An 18,082-nucleotide genomic window follows, 5' to 3' on the forward strand; every position below is an offset into this window, starting at 1 on the left:
GGTGATACATTGGACAAATTGGTGATTGAAGGCGGGAAACCCCTCTCAGGATCCATACGCATCCATGGAGCAAAAAATGCCGCTTTACCGATTATGGCCGCAAGTTTGTTGGCAGATGGGGAAGTCACCCTGCATAACGTACCACACTTGCTGGACATTGAAGTAATGCTGTATATCCTGGAACGGCTTGGATGCACGTGTCGGCATGAACAGGGAACAGTGACGATTAATACGTCGTCCATTCAGTCTTATGATGTGCCTGAGGAGCTTATGAAACAGATGCGCTCTTCCATTTTCTTAATGGGACCACTGCTCGCTAAATTCGGGCAAGTATCCGTGTATCAGCCTGGTGGCTGTGCGATTGGAGAACGTAAGATTGATCTTCACCTCCGGGGCCTGGAAGCGCTCGGAGCCACAATCGAGGAACAGGATCAACAGATCATCTGTCGTGGTCGTTCGTTGGTTGGAACGGATATTCATCTGGATTTCCCGAGTGTGGGAGCCACGGAGAATATTATGATGGCAGCTGTGGTAGCTAAGGGCACAACAACCATTTTTAATGCAGCACGTGAACCTGAAATTCAGGATTTGCAGCACTTTCTGAATGCTATGGGTGCAAGTATCATAGGTGCCGGAACAGATACCATTACGATTAATGGTGTGGAAAAGCTGGAACCATGCTCATACGAAATTATTCCTGATCGCATCGTGGCTGGAACGGTGATGATCGCAGCCGCAGCTACGAGAGGGAATGTAACGCTTACACACTGCAATCCGGCACATCTTACTTCTCTTATACATGTGTTGAAGCGCACTGGTGTTCAAATTACAGTATGCAATGATATAATGACGGTGAGCTGTATGAGCCGTCCAAAATCAGTAGATCGAATTGTAACTTCACCTTATCCTTCGTTCCCCACAGACCTGCAGTCGCAAATTATGGTTCTGCTTAGTCTAGCGGATGGTTTTAGTGTAATGAAGGAGACCGTGTTTGAAGGTCGATTTAAACATGTGGATGAGCTGAATGTAATGGGAGCCGACATATCGGTGGATCTAAATGCAGCCTTTATACGTGGTGTTCCGCGTTTATATGGAGCCACAGTGGAAGCAACCGATTTGCGCGCAGGTGCAGCTTTGGTTATTGCTGGTTTAGCAGCACAAGGCAAGACGGTTGTAGAGCAAGTTCATCACATTGACAGAGGGTATGATTGTATCGAAAAGTTGTTCCAGAGTCTCGGAGCTTCCGTTGAAAGACAATCTGCCGTTTCGAAACAGCTCGATTTTGCCAATTAACGTCCTTTGAGTCCCCTTCTTCAAGGGAAGGGGGCCGAAGGCTTTGTGGAGCGCGATCTATGCCAAAAAGTCAAATTCCGGTTCTCAAAAAGAATCGCCCTAAACGAAACACAAGCCGTAAAATTGTATTCATTTTGTTATTTCTTTTTGTAGCATTACTTGCAGTATTGTTCTTTCGCTCTTCAATGAGCCGGATTTCGGAGATTGAGATTACGGGTAATGTGTACACATCAACTTCGGAGTTATTGGAGAAGAGTGGTCTGAAGGTGGGCGAACAATTTTTTGGGACAAGCTCGTCAGAGATCATTGAACAGCTGAAGACAGATAAGGCGATTTCCAATGTGACAGTGGACAAGCAATTTCCTGGCACAATTCATATCAAGGTCGAAGAATATCCTACGGTTGCATATGAACTTGCCGCGGACGGAGCGCTTAAAGCGATACTTGCCAGTGGGACAAGCTTGATTGTTCCACCTAACATTGGAGTTGCTGTAGAGAAACCTATTCTGACCCAGTGGAAGACAGACGATCCGCTCAAGGCCAAATTGAGTGAAGTCTTAGCTACCATTCCCAATGAACTTACGACGGACATCTCGGAGATCATTCCGAATCCGACGCCCTCATTTCCGGATCAGATTAGGATCTATACAAAATCGCAGTTTGAAGTGATTACAACGGTGTCTATGTTGCCGGATAAGGTGGAATACCTTAATCAGGTTATTGAGACAGAGCGACCAGGAAAGATAACGATGTTGGAGGCCGATACCTATGTACCTTTTATCGCCGACAACCCTGAGGATGATGTTGAACCAGGAGCAAGTCCCTGATTCCGGATCGTTGGGTTTGAAAAGAATTTAAAATCCCTACGGAGTCAGGGTTTGCCCACGTCTAACCTGTGAAAGTTGTTCTTTCTGAGATGAAGAAAAAATGATACACTTGAACTTATGGCACTAGAGTTGCCTCCTTCTTTTTTCTTCAAGGTTTTATGTCTCGCAACCAGATCTTGGCACCCAAAAAAATTGTAGAAAAAAGAGGGAAAGCCTAAAGTGTGTTGAATATGTTTTAAGAGTGTTTAAACCCGAACGTATTTTACTATTGGAGTCAGGAGGTGCCACAGACTTGAGTAACAATGACATCATTGTTAGTTTGGACATCGGTACATCCAAAATTCGCGCTATTATTGGGGAAATTAATAATGGAACCTTTAATATTATTGGAGTTGGATCTGCCGACTCGGAAGGAATTCGCAAAGGTGTAATCGTAGATATCGATCAGACGGTGCAGTCGATTCGCAATGCAGTGGATCATGCTGAGCGTATGGTAGGTATTCAAATATCCGAAGTATATGTTGGAATCTCGGGAAATCATATCGGGCTGATGAGCAGTCACGGCGTCGTGGCAGTATCTAATGAGGATCGTGAAATCGGAGAAGAAGACATGGAGCGGGTGTTGAAAGCAGCCGAAGTTATTGCGGTTCCACCGGAACGGGAAATTATTGATGTTGTCGCCAAGCAGTACGTTGTTGATGGCTTGGAAGGCATACAAGATCCCCGTGGTATGATTGGTGTTCGTCTGGAAGTGGAGGCGACCATCATTACGGGTGCAAAAACCGCGATACATAATCTTTTGCGCTGCGTAGAGAAAGCGGGTCTGAAAGTAAGTGATTTGGTACTCATGTCACTTGGTGCAGGACAATTGGCTTTATCTAAAGATGAAAAAGCAATGGGATCTGTGCTTGTTGATGTTGGAGCAGGTGCTACAACGATTGCTGTCTTTGAAGAGGACAGCCTTGTGGCAACTTCAACGTTACCCATCGGTGGAGAGTTCGTAACGAATGATATCGCTTATGGTTTACGTACGCTAACGGATCAAGCTGAAAAGGTGAAGCTGAAATATGGCTGTGCTTGGCTGGATGATGCTGCTGCGGATGTCATGTTCAAAGTGACACGAATCGGTAGCAATGTGGATAAAGAATTCTCGCAAGAGGATTTGGCGGCCATTATCGAACCAAGAGTTCAGGAAATATTCCAGATGATCTCTCAAGAAGTGAAGCGACTTGGTTACACGGAGCTTCCTGGAGGTTATATACTAACGGGAGGAACCGTCTCCATGCCAGGTGTTCTGCAGGTAGCTCAGCATGAGCTTGCTGCATCGGTGCGAGTAGCTGTTCCGGATTATATCGGTGTACGCGACCCAGGCTTTACTAGCGGGGTTGGTATCCTGCACAATGTAATCCGTAGTTTGCGTCTTCGTCCATCGAGCAGCAACGGCGGTGGCAGCAACAATAATAACAATAACAACAAGAAACCGACCAACCGTGTTAAGCCGAATACGTCTCCGGAATCGGAGCAAAAACCGGGTTTGTTCGAACGGCTGAAAAATATGTTCAGCGAATTTATATAACAGGTTGAATCTTTTTCATACTTCTTGAAGCCGTCTGAATGCGCTGAAATTAACATAAACGCTTTCGTTCGTCGATATATGAAATTGATTCGGTTCAATCAAAAATTGGACGAGCCATCCATGCACATTGAGGGGGAGATGGAATAATATGTTGGAATTTGATTTCGAGATGGAGAGCTTGGCTCAAATAAAGGTCATCGGGGTAGGCGGCGGCGGAAGCAATGCTGTGAACCGAATGATCGAAAATGGTGTACAAGGTGTGGAATTTATAACGGTAAATACAGATGCTCAAGCACTGCATCTGGCTAAATCCGAACATAAATTGCAAATTGGTGACAAACTTACACGTGGTCTTGGCGCAGGTGCTAACCCCGATGTTGGTAAAAAGGCAGCGGAAGAGTCCCGCGACCTGATCATGAATACGCTCAAAGGTGCAGACATGGTATTTGTTACAGCCGGTATGGGCGGTGGTACAGGTACAGGAGCGGCTCCAGTTATCGCTGAAATCGCTAAAGAATGTGGTGCACTTACAGTCGGCGTAGTAACACGCCCGTTTACTTTTGAAGGACGTAAACGTTCTAGCCATGCAGAGCAGGGCATTGAAGCTCTGAAGGAAAAAGTAGATACGCTGATCGTTATTCCTAATGATCGTTTGCTTGAGATTGTAGACAAAAAGACACCAATGTTGGAAGCATTCCGTCAAGCAGATAACGTATTGCGTCAAGCGGTACAAGGTATTTCTGACCTGATCGCTGTTCCGGGTCTAATCAACCTTGACTTTGCTGACGTCAAAACGATTATGCATGAACGTGGATCTGCGCTGATGGGTATCGGTGAATCTACTGGTGAAAATCGTGCGGCTGAAGCAGCTCGTAAAGCGATCATGAGTCCTTTGCTCGAAACGTCTATTGAAGGTGCTCGTGGTGTAATCATGAATATCACAGGTGGCATTAACCTGTCGCTATATGAAGTTAACGAAGCAGCAGAAATCGTCACGTCTGCTTCCGATCCGGAAGTAAACATGATCTTCGGTGCCATCATTGATGAGAACCTGAAGGAAGAGATCAAGGTTACGGTGATTGCTACTGGCTTTGAAGATAAGCCTGTATCGCCGCCACCTGCTCGCAAAACTGCTCCTGCTAGTGAGCCTACGGATAACCGTGCGCCTAATCTGCGTCCGTTCGGCAATCAGCCAAGCAGTGATCAGTTGGACATTCCGACATTTTTGCGCAATCGTTCACGTAATACGAATAACGACTAAGCAACATATAGTTTGTAATCAAGACCCGGTTCTCCTTCATGGAGTTCCGGGTTTTTTATATTTTTTTGCACCCTGTATACATAGCTTGAGCTAGACCATAAAGCAATCAAATTAACTGTATCATACGGTAATGAACAAATTCTGAACAATCCCAAGCGTAATCCGACAAAAATAGTTGAGCTCACCCCTCCATGATTAGACAGACTTTGAAGAGGGGGCTGCGTATACTTGTGAATATCCTGATAGGTGTATAGCGGTGCATTATATCGAATTCTGATATGGATGTAGGCAGGTGAAGCGTTGGTTGTTTATGTGGATCTTATCTTTTTGACGAACTTGTGTATTGACGGTGCACTCATTGGTCTTACGGCATGGATGCGCAGCATCAAGTTAGTGTGGTGGAGATGGCTACTGTCAGCGGTGGTGGGTGCGCTATATGTGGTTATGATGTTTGTGCCAGAGCTTGAGTTCATGTTTACCTTTCTGATCAAGTTCGGCTTATCACTGGTGATGCTCAGCATCGCATTTGGCTTTAAAGGTCTTCAGACTTTTGTACGAACCTTGGGTACCTTCTACGTCATTAATTTTGTGGCTGCTGGAGGCATTCTAGGTATGCACTATATGTTACAGAATTCAGGTGAGATATTTAACGGGATCTGGTTTACCACCTCTGGCGGAATGTCCTTTGATCTGAAAATCGCATTTTGGTTTACGTTTATCGTATTCTTTACAGTTTTATTTCTATTCAAAGTTGTTCAGAACTCCAAACGTAAAACAGATCGTATGACCACCTATTTAGGCAGAGTCGAGGTTGTGATTGACGAGGTGAGCATTACTTGTACAGGCCTTGTGGATACCGGTAATCAGCTGACTGATCCTCTTTCCCGCTTACCGGTCATGGTAATGGAAGTCTCGTTGTGGCAAGACCTGTTGCCTGAGGCTTGGAAAGGTAGGTTGAAGGATGAAACACCGGACAACCTTATTATGGAACTGGATCAAGAGCAGTTTCGTTGGCAAGATCGTTTAAGGCTTGTCCCATTTCGCGGGATTAATAAAGGAACTGCCTTTATGCTCGCGATAAGACCTGATCTCGTTCGAGTGAGTCTGGGTGAAATATGCTATGAAACAACGAAGGTATTAGTAGGTCTGGATGGCGGCGTATTGTCTTCAGAGGGCAAATATCGTGCTGTGATTCATCCTGAACTCGTGTCAGAAGCTGTTAACACACAGTCTACGGCTCTCACTGTGGGAGCAACAGAAAAGCCGCTGAATGTGGTATAGGAGGGACGAACATGCTTGTAAAATGGAAATTGGTAGCTCAGTTGCAATACTATCGTGTGTTGTTTTTGTTCGGTCTGAAGAGTGAAGAGATTTATTATATCGGTGGGAGTGAAGCGCTACCACCTCCATTAACCCGTGAAGAAGAGGAATTCTTACTTCAAAAGTTATCCTCAGGAGACGCTGCAATTCGAGCGATGCTGATTGAACGCAATCTGCGATTGGTCGTTTACATTGCCCGCAAATTTGAGAATACAGGCATTAACATTGAAGACTTGGTATCCATCGGAGCCATTGGACTTATTAAAGCGGTGAACACATTTGATCCGGAAAAGAAAATTAAACTGGCAACTTATGCGTCACGTTGTATTGAAAATGAAATTTTAATGTACTTACGGCGTAATAGTAAGATCCGCACAGAAGTTTCTTTTGACGAACCGCTTAACATTGATTGGGATGGGAATGAACTATTATTATCCGATGTACTCGGTACAGAGAATGATACAATCTATCGAAATATTGAAGAACAAGTAGATCGTAAGCTACTGCACAAAGCATTGGAAAAATTAACGGATCGTGAACGAATGATTATGGAGCTTCGTTTTGGGTTGACCGATGGGGAAGAAAAGACGCAAAAAGATGTTGCAGATTTACTCGGAATCTCGCAATCCTATATTTCTCGTCTCGAAAAAAGGATCATTAAAAGACTCCGCAAAGAGTTTAATAAAATGGTCTAAATGGAGTGAAATGCAAAGTTGGGTATTAATGGCAAGGTTGCCAAGGACGAATAAAAAAGCCTGCCCCGGAGATAATGTACATTAATGTTTCTCCTTGGGAGGTAAATCACGATGACCCGAAACAAAGTCGAGATTTGTGGCGTGGACACCGCAAAATTGCCTGTTCTCACCAACACTGAAATGAGGGAGTTATTTCACTCTCTTCAGCAACATCACGATCGCTCAGCAAGAGAAAAATTAGTGAATGGCAACCTGCGTCTAGTACTTAGCGTCATTCAGCGCTTTAACAATCGAGGGGAGTTTGTCGATGATCTGTTCCAGGTTGGATGTATTGGCCTGATGAAAGCCATTGATAATTTTGACTTATCCCAAAATGTTAAATTTTCAACGTATGCGGTTCCGATGATTATTGGGGAAATCCGTAGATACTTGCGCGACAATAACCCGATTCGGGTATCTCGCTCCTTGCGGGACATTGCTTATAAAGCACTTCAGGTTCGTGACAGCCTGACGAATAAAAATTCCCGTGAACCGACGATATTCGAAATCTCCGAAGCACTCAATGTGCCTAAGGAAGATGTGGTGTTTGCACTAGATGCCATTCAAGATCCGGTTTCACTCTTTGAACCCATTTATCATGATGGTGGAGATCCGATCTATGTGATGGATCAGATCAGTGACGATAAAAACAAGGATGTATCATGGATTGAAGAGATTGCACTTCGAGAAGCGATGCATCGTCTTGGACAACGTGAAAAAATGATTTTGTCCATGCGGTTTTTTGAAGGGAAAACGCAAATGGAAGTGGCGGATGAGATCGGTATTTCTCAAGCACAGGTATCGCGTCTAGAAAAGTCGGCCATACAACAAATGCAAAAGCATGTTAAATCGTAATATAGGTTAAAGCAAAAAGGCGATCAGAGGAAAAAACCTAGGATCGCCTTTTTGCTGTGAGCCGAGAAATAGGACATTTTTCGCAACAGGCACATATAATTATATATAAGTGCGTGTTCAAAAAGGGTGGTTTTCAGTACCGAGAAGATGGGATGAAGGTAGAAATGGAGTAGCGGAGCATAGAAAAAACTACGTGAGCAACGGACATTTCGGCTGAATTCCATATTCGACGTTAAGATGCCACAGGGCATCCTTTGTAATCAAAAGCGGACTTTTTGAACAACCCCTATAAGTGATGGTGGGCAAAGGCGGGAGGAAGCCGAATGAAGGGAAATACAGGAGAATCCGTTTCAAGAGGTGTGAAGATTTCTGATTTTCAAACAAAGGAAGTTATTAATATTACCGATGGCAAGCGGTTAGGTCAGATAAGCGACTTGGAGTTGGATCTGAAGCAGGGGCGTATTGAAGCCATTGTGGTGCCAGGGTATAGCCGTTTTATGGGGTTATTTGGGGGTGGAACAGATCTGGTCATTCCATGGAGAAATATCGTAAAGATCGGCTCGGACGTTATTCTGGTCAAAATGGATGAGGTAAAGGAAACGGTTCTAGATGATCGTGACCGGGAAGCGCGGATGTACGATGAACAGCAGGGGCGTACACAACGTGAAGAACGAATTGAGCGGTTAGAGCGCAGCCAGCGGCGAACGATATAGTCAAGACAGAATGCGCTACATTTGGTAAACTGGAAGTTGTGAGGTGAGAAGATGGAACCTTTTATTTTAGATCAAAATGATACAGAACAAGATATAAAGCAGGCAGGACAAACAGATACTGAACCGAGGTTATTACATCTGGAGCCGTGGAGACGGCAATTCAGTCAGATGACCGCAGGATTTACTACGAGGCAGGGAGGTGTGGGGATTGCTCCTTATGCCAGTCTGAATTGTGCCTATCATGTGGGAGATCATGCAGAAGATGTTCTTCATAACCGCAAGCTTGTTGCAGAGCAACTCGGCTTCTCGGTAGATGCTTGGACTTGCGGAGAACAGGTGCATGGCAAACACGTAGCGGTAATTACCGCAGAGGATCGAGGCAGAGGTTTGCAAGATCGGCAGTCTGCCATTCAGGATACGGATGGATTGGTTACGAATGTACCAGGTGTGTTATTAACGTCATTCTATGCAGACTGCGTACCTCTGTACTTCTATGATCCTGTTCAACAAGCGGTTGGGCTTGCCCATGCGGGTTGGAAAGGTACAGTTGCTGGGATCGCTCAGTCCATGGTTGAAACGATGGAAAAGACTTATGGAAGTCACAGCCAAGACATTCGCTGCGCCATTGGGCCTTCAATTGGAGACTGCTGTTACGAAGTGGACGAGAACGTTATGCAGCATGTACGGGTTTGGCTGGATGATGCTACGGGTAATGATGAATACAAGGATTCTGCTTCTAATCGCATCTATCGACCTGCTGGTCATGGCAAAACGATGTTAAACTTGAAAGAATGTAATCGACACATTATGATGAAAGCAGGAATATTGCCGGATCATATCGAATGTACAACTTGGTGTACAAGCTGCCATACGGAACTGTTTTTTTCTTATCGCAAAGAAAATGGAACAACAGGGAGAATGGCGAGTTGGATTGGGCTGGAAGAGAGGTGACCTCTGTGTCATTGGAGGATCGTATACAACAGGTAAATCAGAAGATTGAAGACGCGTGTCAGCGCAGTAACCGTGCACGTGAGGAAGTGAACGTAATTGCAGTTACCAAATACGTCTCACTAGAAACAACGGGAGCTGTGTTGCAGCATGGTCTTGAGCATATTGGAGAAAACCGCTGGCAGGATGCGCAGGCAAAATGGGAGGCCTTTGGCCAACAAGGCACATGGCATTTTATTGGTCACCTGCAGACGAACAAAGTGAAGGACGTTATTGGTAAATTCCGCTACATACACTCCCTGGATCGTTTATCCCTAGCGAAAGAGCTAGATAAAAAGGCGGCTGCCCTGGGTATCCAGGTGGAGACGTTTCTACAAGTTAACATTTCGGGTGAAGAGAGCAAGTATGGATTACAGCCCGAACAGGCTAAACCATTTTTGCGTGAGATCAGTTCATTTAGCAACCTAAAAGTTGTCGGGCTAATGACGATGGCGCCTCATGAGGAAAACCCTGAGCTTACCCGTCCTGTATTCCGTGGACTTCGTGAGCTTAGAGACGACTTAAATGGACAAGCCTTGACCTCAGAACCAATAACCCAGCTCTCTATGGGCATGTCTAATGATTTTGAAGTAGCCATTGAAGAAGGGGCAACATGGGTTCGGCTGGGTTCAATTCTTGTAGGAAAAGAGGAGGGTTCACGATGGGCGTAATGAATAAATTCATGAATTTCCTAGGGCTCCAGGAAGAAGAAGAGATTGTGGAGCGTGAACGTTTGGCAGCGCAAGAGGAAACTGAGGCAGAACATCAAGAAAATGAAACCTCCAGTCTGGATAAACGTAGAAACCAAAGGGGTAATAATGTCGTGAGCATTCATTCCCAGAAAAATGTTAAAGTTGTCCTTTATGAACCGCGTTCATATGACGAAGCTCAAGAGATCGCCGATCATCTTCGTTCCCATCGCACGGTTGTTGTTAACTTACAGCGAGTGCGTCAGGATCAGGCATTACGCGTGATCGATTTTTTGAGTGGTACAGTATATGCTCTGGGCGGCGGAATTTCTAAAATTGGCGGCAACATTTTTCTCTGTACGCCAGATACAGTTGAAATTCAAGGAGCAATTTCGGAAATACTGGCTGAAAGCGAGCAAGATTATAACAGAATGAGGTGAGCCGTTTTTGATCTTCGAGTTGTTGGATACACTGTTTAACATTTATTATTGGATGATTATTGCGTATATCTTGATGTCGTGGCTACCTAACGCCAGAGAAAGTTTCATCGGTGAGATGTTGGGTAAATTTGTAGAGCCATACTTAAGTCCATTTAGAAGGTTTATACCTCCTCTATTCGGGACATTGGATATCTCTCCAATCGTAGCGCTCTTTACGCTGACGTTAGTTCGTATGGGGCTATTCACAATTTTGGGCTATTTATTGTAGGCAGGGTGAGCACAGATGAGTGGTGAAATTTACGAGCATTTTAGTCATGACGAGCGAGACTTTGTGGATAAAGCCTCCGATTGGGTAGAACGTGCAGGTAAGTATCATGATATGAAGCTTACTGATTTTCTTGATCCAAGACAGGTTTTTATTTTGCAAACGCTTGTGAATCGCCGTGATGATGTACAGATTCGTCTAGACGGTGGTTATGAAGCGGCTGAACGTAAACGCGCGTTGATCGCACCTGACTATCGTTATCTGGATGATGAAGACATGGGTATGCAGGTGATGAGTATCACGTCGGATGACCAGAAGATTAGTGAGCTGGAGCATGGGGACTATATGGGTGCCCTGCTCGGGCTTGGGATGAAGCGGGGTAAGATTGGAGATATCCAAGTGCTGGATGACGGATGCCACACTGTTGTGGCTGCGGAGACCGGCGCTTTTTTATCGCTTCAATTGAATCAGGTGCACCGTGTACATGTCTTCACAGAATTGTTGCCGATCGATCAGATGAAATGGTCAGAGAGCAAGCTGGACACGATGGACATCACGGTCGCGTCACTCCGTCTGGATGGAATCTGTGCAGATGTTTACCGTCTAAGTCGCAGTAAAGTCCTGGTGCCTATTAAGGCAGGGCGTTGCCGTGTGAACTGGAAGGTGGAAGAGGATCCTTCCAAATCATTGAAGGCTGGCGATGTGGTCTCGATCCAAGGCTTTGGCCGTTTCAAGGTGCTAGAGCAGGATGGTATGACCAAAAAAGGACGCTGTCGCGTAAAAATCGGCAAATTTGCCTAGATGTGTTGCAGGAAAACAAGCTTTCTTGTCGAAATGTTTAAAATAAAGGTGTAAAAAACATTCGATGTTTCCGATATACATTGGAGTGCAAAGGGTTATCCTAACCGATACAGATCACAAGGTGATCTAGCCGTATACTCGTATAGATTTCCACGATTCTGCATACGGATTTTTGGGTTGAACCCATATGCTGCAAACCTTCTCAAGGGAAGGAACTTTTACAGGAGGTGGACAGCATGCCATTAACGCCGCTGGACATACATAACAAGGAATTTTCCCGACGCTTGCGTGGGTATGACGAGGATGAAGTCAATGAGTTCCTGGATCAAGTCATCAAAGATTATGAAGGCGTCATTCGCGAAAACAAAGAACTGAGCAATCAGTTGCTGTCCGTTCAGGAGAAACTGGATCATTTTGCAACAATTGAGGAAACGCTCAGCAAAACGATTATTATCGCGCAGGAAGCTGCCGATGATGTGAAGAATAACGCGAAGAAAGAAGCTCAGTTGATCGTGAAGGAAGCAGAGAAAAATGCGGATCGCATCGTCAACGAATCTTTGGCTAAATCGCGTAAAATTGCTTTAGAAGTTGAAGAGCTCAAGAAGCAAGCTTCCATCTATCGTGCTCGTTTCCGTACACTTGTTGAAGCACAGCTTGAATTGTTGTCTCAAGATGGTTGGGAAGCGCTGGAGAGCCGGGAGCAGGAAGTCCGTGATCGGGAGCGGGAAATGAAGGAAATTTATTAGTCCACGTGCCTGGTTGACTTTTGTCTGCAAAGAGGCTATAACTATATTCATAATGAATAGTGATTCCATGACGGGTTCAGTACGTTATGATCTCATCCCTCAGAGAGTTGGCATATCGGTGCAAGCCAATGGATGAGTTATAGCCGAATATCTCCCCGGAGAAGTGACGCTGAAGCGGTGATCCTATGCCGTGCGTAAGCGAAACCGTGAGCCGAACGTTATATCGGCACCCTGCTGAAGGTAGCGGGGCATAAGCGCTGTTGATGACAGAGCATACCCAATTGTATTGGATGTGGTTTGTGATGAACAGAATTAGGGTGGTAACGCGAGCACAACCTCGTCCCTTTCCAGGGATGAGGTTTTTTTGTGTCTAAAAAAGGGCGAACGTCCATGAGCCCCGCAGGGAGCTCAAGAAGAGAGCCGATCGCCGTCTGAGCGAAGCGGACGGCACAGGGGTTCGCTAAGGCGAACGTTCATGAGCCCCGCAGGGAGCTCAAGGAGAGAGCCACTTGCCGTCTGAGCGAAGCGGACGGCACAGGGGTTCGCTAAGGCGAACGTCCATGAGCCCCGTAGGGAGCTCAAGGAGAGAGCCACTCGCCGTCTGAGCGAAGCGGACGGCACAGGGGTTCGCTAAGGCGAACGTCCATGAGCCCCGTAGGGAGCTCAAGGAGAGAGCCACTCGCCGTCTGAGCGAAGCGGACGGCACAGGGGTTCGCTAAGGCGAACGTCCATGAGCCCCGCAGGGAGCTCAAGGAGAGAGCCACTCGCCGTCCGGGCGAAGCGGACGGCAACCGATCCCACGCAGTGAGGCTCTGCGGCGTTCACGCAGGGAACGAGCCGCATAAGAGCCGCCACAGCGCACGGACACCGCATCCCACAGCGCCGTAGACTCTCCCAAGACAAACCCATCCCGGGTGTCCAGAGGGCGGAGCGCCTATGGGGTCCCCCTTGGTAAGGGGGATTTAGGGGGATTGAAACGCTTTTGTGGACGATCCACAATTTAACAGCTGAAAGGAAGATGATCATCATGCAACGAGTTGATGTCAAAGAAAAAGCGCGGGCTAGAGAGCTACGCATGTTAAACAAATGGAAAACAGAGAACACCTTCCAGAAATCGATTGAGAATCGTGAAGGCAAGCCAAACTTTGTATTTTACGAAGGACCACCAACAGCCAATGGTAAGCCGCATATCGGGCACGTATTGGGTCGGGTCATCAAGGACTTTGTAGGACGTTACAACACGATGAAAGGGTACCGTGTTGTTCGTAAAGCAGGTTGGGATACACACGGACTTCCAGTTGAATTGGGTGTACAGAAGAAACTGGGTATCTCTCACAAATGGGAGATCGAGGATTACGGTGTAGAGAAATTCATCAATGAATGTAAAGCCAGCGTTTTTGAATATGAACAGCAATGGCGTGACCTGACAGAAGGAATCGGTTATTGGACAGATATGGATCATCCATATATCACGCTGGATAACAACTACATCGAGAGTGTATGGAACATCTTGGCGACAATCCATGAGAAGGGGCTGCTCTACCGCGGGCACCGCGTTAGTCCGTATTGCCCATCTTGTCAAACAACGCTTAGTTCACACGAAGTTGCACAGGGATACAAGGATGTTAAAGATCTAAGTGCTACAGCGAAATTTAAGCTAGATGACAGTGGTGAATTTGTCCTTGCTTGGACAACAACGCCTTGGACACTTCCTTCCCACGTTGCACTTGCGGTGAATCCGGATATGGACTATTCCCGTGTGCGTCAGGATAACGAAGTATATATCATGGCGACCAACCTTGTAGAAAAAGTAATGAAGGACGCCAAAGGGGAGTATGAAGTGATCGGAGCATTGAAGGGTTCTGACCTGGTTGGTCAAACCTATAGCCCTCCGTTCAACTACGTACAGGCTGAGAAAGCAAACATTGTCCTTGGAGCAAGTTTTGTAACAGATGCGAGCGGTACGGGTATCGTACACATGGCTCCTGCACATGGTGAGGATGACTACCGTGTATGTCGTGAGAATGGAATCAGCTTTGTGAACATGGTGGATCTTGAAGGTAAATTTGTAGCTGAGGTTACAGACTTTGCCGGACGCTTCGTGAAGGACTGCGATATTGATATCGTACGTTATCTGTCAGAGAATGGGCGTTTGTTTAGCAAAGAAAAATATGAGCACAGCTATCCATTCTGCTGGCGTTGTGATACACCACTTCTGTACTATGCAATGGACAGTTGGTTTATCCAAACGACAGCGATCAAGGATCAACTCATCGCAAACAACAGTGATGTAGAATGGTATCCAGGTCACGTTCGTGAAGGCCGTTTCGGAAAGTTCCTGGAAGATCTGGTGGACTGGAACATCAGTCGTGACCGTTATTGGGGAACTCCGCTCAACATCTGGGTATGTGAAGAGACGGGAGAACAATTCGCTCCACATAGCATTGCTGAATTGCGTGCACGTGCGGTAGGGGATGTGCCTGAGAATTTGGAACTGCACAAGCCGTATGTAGACGATGTGAAGGTGTTGAGCTCTTGTGGTAAATACGAGATGACGCGTACACCAGAAGTCATCGACGTTTGGTTTGACAGTGGATCAATGCCGTTTGCTCAACAACATTATCCGTTTGAAAATAAAGAAACATTTGAACAGCAATACCCCGCAGATATGATCTGTGAAGGTATCGACCAAACTCGTGGCTGGTTCTACAGTTTGCTTGCAGTTTCTACACTTCTGACAGGCAAAGCGCCTTACAAAGCGGTAATGGCAACAGGTCACGTATTGGATGAGAGTGGACAGAAAATGTCCAAATCCAAAGGTAATGTCATCGACCCATGGGAAGTTATCGAAGAATATGGTACAGATGCATTCCGCTGGGCTTTATTGTCTGACAGTGCACCATGGAACAGCAAACGTTTCTCCAAAGGGATTGTCGGTGAAGCTAAATCCAAAATGGTGGATACACTTGTTAACACACACGCTTTCCTAACGTTGTATGCCACGATTGATGGATTTGATCCACAGGAGCATCCGTTCAAGCTCTCTACACACAAGCTGGATCGTTGGATTTTGTCCAGACTGAACAGTCTGATCCTGGTTGTAGAAAAAGCGCTCGCTGTAAATGATTACTTGAATTCTTCCAAAGCGATCGAAGCGTTTGTGGATGAGCTGAGCAACTGGTACATCCGTCGTTCCCGTGACCGTTTCTGGGGAGCTGGATTAACAGAAGATAAACTGGATGCCTATCGTACACTTACTGAAGTGCTCGTGACTACAGCGAAGCTGGTAGCTCCATTTACACCGATGCTGGCAGAGGATATCTATCTGAACCTGACTACGGGTGAGAGTGTGCATATGGAAGATTACCCGGTAGCTCAACAGGCTTGGATTGATCTGAAGCTGGAGCAGGATATGGAGACAGCACGCCGGGTCGTTGAATTAGCTCGTAACGTACGGAACGAAACGGGCATCAAGACACGTCAGCCATTGTCTGAGTTGATCGTATCACTAGACAAAGGCTTTGACCTGGATAGTTATGAAGAGATTATCAAGGAAGAGATCAATGTGAAGGGAATCCGTACAGAGAATGATGATGCGGAATTCGTTGACTTCTCATTGAAACTGAACTTGAAAGTCGCAGGGAAGAAGTATGGTAAAAATGTTGGATTCCTGCAGAATTTCTTCAAAGGTATGTCCGCTGACGAAACTCGCAAAGTTGTTACAGAAGGTGTACTGAATGTGGTTTCTCCAGACGGAGAAGAACTGCAAGTGACCCAAGAGGAACTGCTGGTAGATAAGCATGCCAAATCAGGTTTTGCTTCTGCATCAGGTTATGGTTTGACGGTAGCACTCAATACGGAAATCACAACAGAGCTGGAACAAGAGGGCTGGGTTCGTGAAGTCGTACGTGCTGTTCAGGATACTCGGAAGAAGCTGGATCTACCGATTGAGAAAAGAGTACGTTTGACACTGGACGTAGATGCAGAGCTTCAAGCAGCCATCCAGGCGTTTGATGATGTACTGCGTGAGAATGTCCTCGTAACGGAAGTTACATTTGCTAAAGTGGATAACATGGTACAGATCGAAGCTGGTGGCAAAACGTTCGGTGTTTATATCGAGGCGTAATGTCCTGATCTGAAGCTTGAGTACAGGTTGAATGAGCCATGATCTAAGTTCTTATGGAGTAGCCCCATTTTAAATGGGATAGAATATACTTTAAAGACAAAACGAGCCTTAGATGCAAGGATAAAAATCCCTGTATCTTGGCTCGTTTGGTTTTTCGGCAAATGGGCAATGATTGCTATTGTGCAGTCACTCTATTCCAAAGGACTGAGCGAAACATGAACGAAAACGAGAAACAAGGTGCCTCACCTTTGTCAGCAACGAACGATGCAGATGATAAAATCGAAGAGCTTCATACGTTAACCAATCGAATTGCCAATGAGCTCGAACGGTCACGTATTGCTCAATATACAGAGCTGTTGAACCGACCGTGGAAATTAATCGGACTTAACCTGTTATCTGGAACTGCCCGAGGTGTAGGAATTGCCATTGGCTTTACCTTTTTTGCAGCAACCATCATTTATGTGTTACAGGTACTGGGAGCACTTAATCTACCTATTGTAGGTGATTACATTGCGGATATCGTCAGAATCGTACAACGCCAGCTTGAACTGAACTGAGCACCCTTCAAAAAGACGGTAGAGGGTCAGTACAGATCGTCCGAAGATGAATCAGGCTCTAGAAGATTATCACCTTCTCGGTTTTCTAGATACTGTCGATATTGCCGATTACGGACGATGGACACGTCATGACCATAGATGTCGGTTGCAACAAAGCTTTCGTAGGCTTCAACACAACCTTCAATCTCATCCGTGGCCTCGATTGCCATGACGTCATAACTATCAATGTCTCGTCCTTCAGCCATCGCCGGTGAATTAGAGCTTCCCCAGCTTTCAACGATCTGCCATGCATCTTCGCCATCGAAGCCATTTTGATCATCTCGTTCATCCAAGCTGGTTCGGCCAAATGCAGGAGCAAGAAATTCCTCCTCGACAGGTCGATTCTCAGAAACAACGGTTTCGGGTTGATGTTTTTTGCAGTATTTGGTGTAAGGAACTGCCTCCATGCGCTCATAATCAATGGGTTGCTGACAGACAGCACATATGCCGTAATGACCCTCTTGAATGGCATGAAGAGCAGAATCAATTCGCTCCAATTGGAACTCATCATGCTCCAGCAAAGAAATATCTTTCTCACGGTCATACATCTCGGTAGCTAGGTCACCGGGATGATTATCGATTGGCGATAATTCACCTGTCTGAAATCGCATTGAATCACCAAGACCATAATGTTCGTTCTGCTTGAGCCTATGCTCAATATCCTGCTTCTCAGTAATAAGCTGAGATTGAAGGGATTGTAGTTGTTTGCCTGTAAAATGTGACATCATGTTCCCCCTTTCTGCTCCGTGCATAAGCCGGATGTGGACTCTACTGTAGGATGTACCATTGCGTGCGGGATTACAGAAGGGAAATGTTATCGTTTTTACCAACCGATCTGCAGCACAGCGCGCCC

General features: G+C 45.9%; 18 protein-coding genes and 1 other annotated feature. Of the genes, 16 read left to right on the top strand and 2 right to left on the bottom strand.

The window, feature by feature from the left end; genetic code table 11:
* The first annotated feature begins 9 nt into the window (after positions 1-9).
* The 14 genes from murA (at position 10) to J2T19_RS00440 (ending at position 12,507) form a co-directional block, all read left to right on the top strand.
* Positions 10-1,293, top strand: coding sequence for a UDP-N-acetylglucosamine 1-carboxyvinyltransferase (murA, locus tag J2T19_RS00375; RefSeq protein WP_307211759.1), 1,284 nt, complete (start codon positions 10-12; stop codon positions 1,291-1,293).
* Positions 1,294-1,352: 59 nt separating this feature from the next.
* Entirely contained in the window at positions 1,353-2,120 is a 768-nt protein-coding gene (locus tag J2T19_RS00380) for a cell division protein FtsQ/DivIB (RefSeq protein WP_145045594.1), read from the top strand.
* Between the two features lie 292 nt (positions 2,121-2,412).
* Positions 2,413-3,696: a cell division protein FtsA gene (ftsA, locus tag J2T19_RS00385; RefSeq protein ID WP_145045593.1), complete on the top strand. Its 1,284-nt coding sequence runs from the start codon at positions 2,413-2,415 to the stop codon at positions 3,694-3,696.
* Positions 3,697-3,844: 148 nt separating this feature from the next.
* Positions 3,845-4,957, top strand: a complete 1,113-nt coding sequence (ftsZ, locus tag J2T19_RS00390) for a cell division protein FtsZ (protein WP_056696158.1) — start codon at positions 3,845-3,847, stop codon at positions 4,955-4,957.
* A 300-nt stretch (positions 4,958-5,257) separates the two neighbouring features.
* Positions 5,258-6,238 (top strand): sigma-E processing peptidase SpoIIGA, encoded by a 981-nt coding sequence (gene spoIIGA / locus J2T19_RS00395; RefSeq protein ID WP_307211769.1) that lies wholly within the window; start codon positions 5,258-5,260, stop codon positions 6,236-6,238.
* A gap of 11 nt (positions 6,239-6,249) precedes the next feature.
* Complete coding sequence (gene sigE / locus J2T19_RS00400) at positions 6,250-6,972, top strand: RNA polymerase sporulation sigma factor SigE (RefSeq protein ID WP_056696160.1); 723 nt, start codon at positions 6,250-6,252, stop codon at positions 6,970-6,972.
* A 111-nt stretch (positions 6,973-7,083) separates the two neighbouring features.
* Complete coding sequence (sigG, locus tag J2T19_RS00405) at positions 7,084-7,866, top strand: RNA polymerase sporulation sigma factor SigG (RefSeq protein ID WP_056696161.1); 783 nt, start codon at positions 7,084-7,086, stop codon at positions 7,864-7,866.
* 323 nt (positions 7,867-8,189) lie between these two features.
* Positions 8,190-8,579: a YlmC/YmxH family sporulation protein gene (locus J2T19_RS00410; protein ID WP_056696162.1), complete on the top strand. Its 390-nt coding sequence runs from the start codon at positions 8,190-8,192 to the stop codon at positions 8,577-8,579.
* A 51-nt stretch (positions 8,580-8,630) separates the two neighbouring features.
* Positions 8,631-9,530 carry a peptidoglycan editing factor PgeF gene (pgeF, locus tag J2T19_RS00415; RefSeq protein WP_307211777.1) on the top strand — a complete coding sequence of 300 codons (900 nt, stop codon included), beginning with the start codon at positions 8,631-8,633 and terminating at the stop codon, positions 9,528-9,530.
* A 5-nt stretch (positions 9,531-9,535) separates the two neighbouring features.
* Positions 9,536-10,237 carry a YggS family pyridoxal phosphate-dependent enzyme gene (locus tag J2T19_RS00420; RefSeq protein WP_307213106.1) on the top strand — a complete coding sequence of 234 codons (702 nt, stop codon included), beginning with the start codon at positions 9,536-9,538 and terminating at the stop codon, positions 10,235-10,237.
* Entirely contained in the window at positions 10,228-10,695 is a 468-nt protein-coding gene (locus J2T19_RS00425; protein ID WP_145045583.1) for a cell division protein SepF, read from the top strand. Before J2T19_RS00420 ends, J2T19_RS00425 begins: the two co-directional genes overlap by 10 nt.
* A gap of 10 nt (positions 10,696-10,705) precedes the next feature.
* Positions 10,706-10,963 carry a YggT family protein gene (locus tag J2T19_RS00430; RefSeq protein WP_307213107.1) on the top strand — a complete coding sequence of 86 codons (258 nt, stop codon included), beginning with the start codon at positions 10,706-10,708 and terminating at the stop codon, positions 10,961-10,963.
* Positions 10,964-10,978: 15 nt separating this feature from the next.
* Complete coding sequence (locus J2T19_RS00435; protein ID WP_307211785.1) at positions 10,979-11,761, top strand: YlmH family RNA-binding protein; 783 nt, start codon at positions 10,979-10,981, stop codon at positions 11,759-11,761.
* A gap of 236 nt (positions 11,762-11,997) precedes the next feature.
* Positions 11,998-12,507 carry a DivIVA domain-containing protein gene (locus J2T19_RS00440; RefSeq protein WP_056696170.1) on the top strand — a complete coding sequence of 170 codons (510 nt, stop codon included), beginning with the start codon at positions 11,998-12,000 and terminating at the stop codon, positions 12,505-12,507.
* Positions 12,508-12,565: 58 nt separating this feature from the next.
* Positions 12,566-12,855, top strand: a binding site (T-box leader).
* Positions 12,856-13,255: 400 nt separating this feature from the next.
* Here the strand turns inward: J2T19_RS00440 and J2T19_RS00445 are convergent.
* Positions 13,256-13,405 (bottom strand): hypothetical protein, encoded by a 150-nt coding sequence (locus tag J2T19_RS00445; RefSeq protein ID WP_307211791.1) that lies wholly within the window; start codon positions 13,403-13,405, stop codon positions 13,256-13,258.
* Between the two features lie 129 nt (positions 13,406-13,534).
* On the opposite strand from J2T19_RS00445, the gene ileS reads away from it, so the two are divergent.
* Positions 13,535-16,633 carry an isoleucine--tRNA ligase gene (gene ileS, locus J2T19_RS00450; RefSeq protein WP_307211794.1) on the top strand — a complete coding sequence of 1,033 codons (3,099 nt, stop codon included), beginning with the start codon at positions 13,535-13,537 and terminating at the stop codon, positions 16,631-16,633.
* Between the two features lie 215 nt (positions 16,634-16,848).
* A complete protein-coding gene (locus J2T19_RS00455; protein ID WP_307211797.1) occupies positions 16,849-17,190 on the top strand; it encodes a DUF5665 domain-containing protein in 342 nt (113 codons plus the stop codon).
* Positions 17,191-17,216: 26 nt separating this feature from the next.
* On the opposite strand, the gene J2T19_RS00460 is transcribed toward J2T19_RS00455, so the two are convergent.
* Positions 17,217-17,954 (bottom strand): TraR/DksA C4-type zinc finger protein, encoded by a 738-nt coding sequence (locus J2T19_RS00460; protein ID WP_307211800.1) that lies wholly within the window; start codon positions 17,952-17,954, stop codon positions 17,217-17,219.
* Positions 17,955-18,082 lie beyond the last annotated feature (128 nt).

The sequence above is a fragment of the Paenibacillus tundrae genome (assembly GCF_030812775.1).
Classification (GTDB): Bacteria; Bacillota; Bacilli; order Paenibacillales; family Paenibacillaceae; genus Paenibacillus; species Paenibacillus tundrae_A.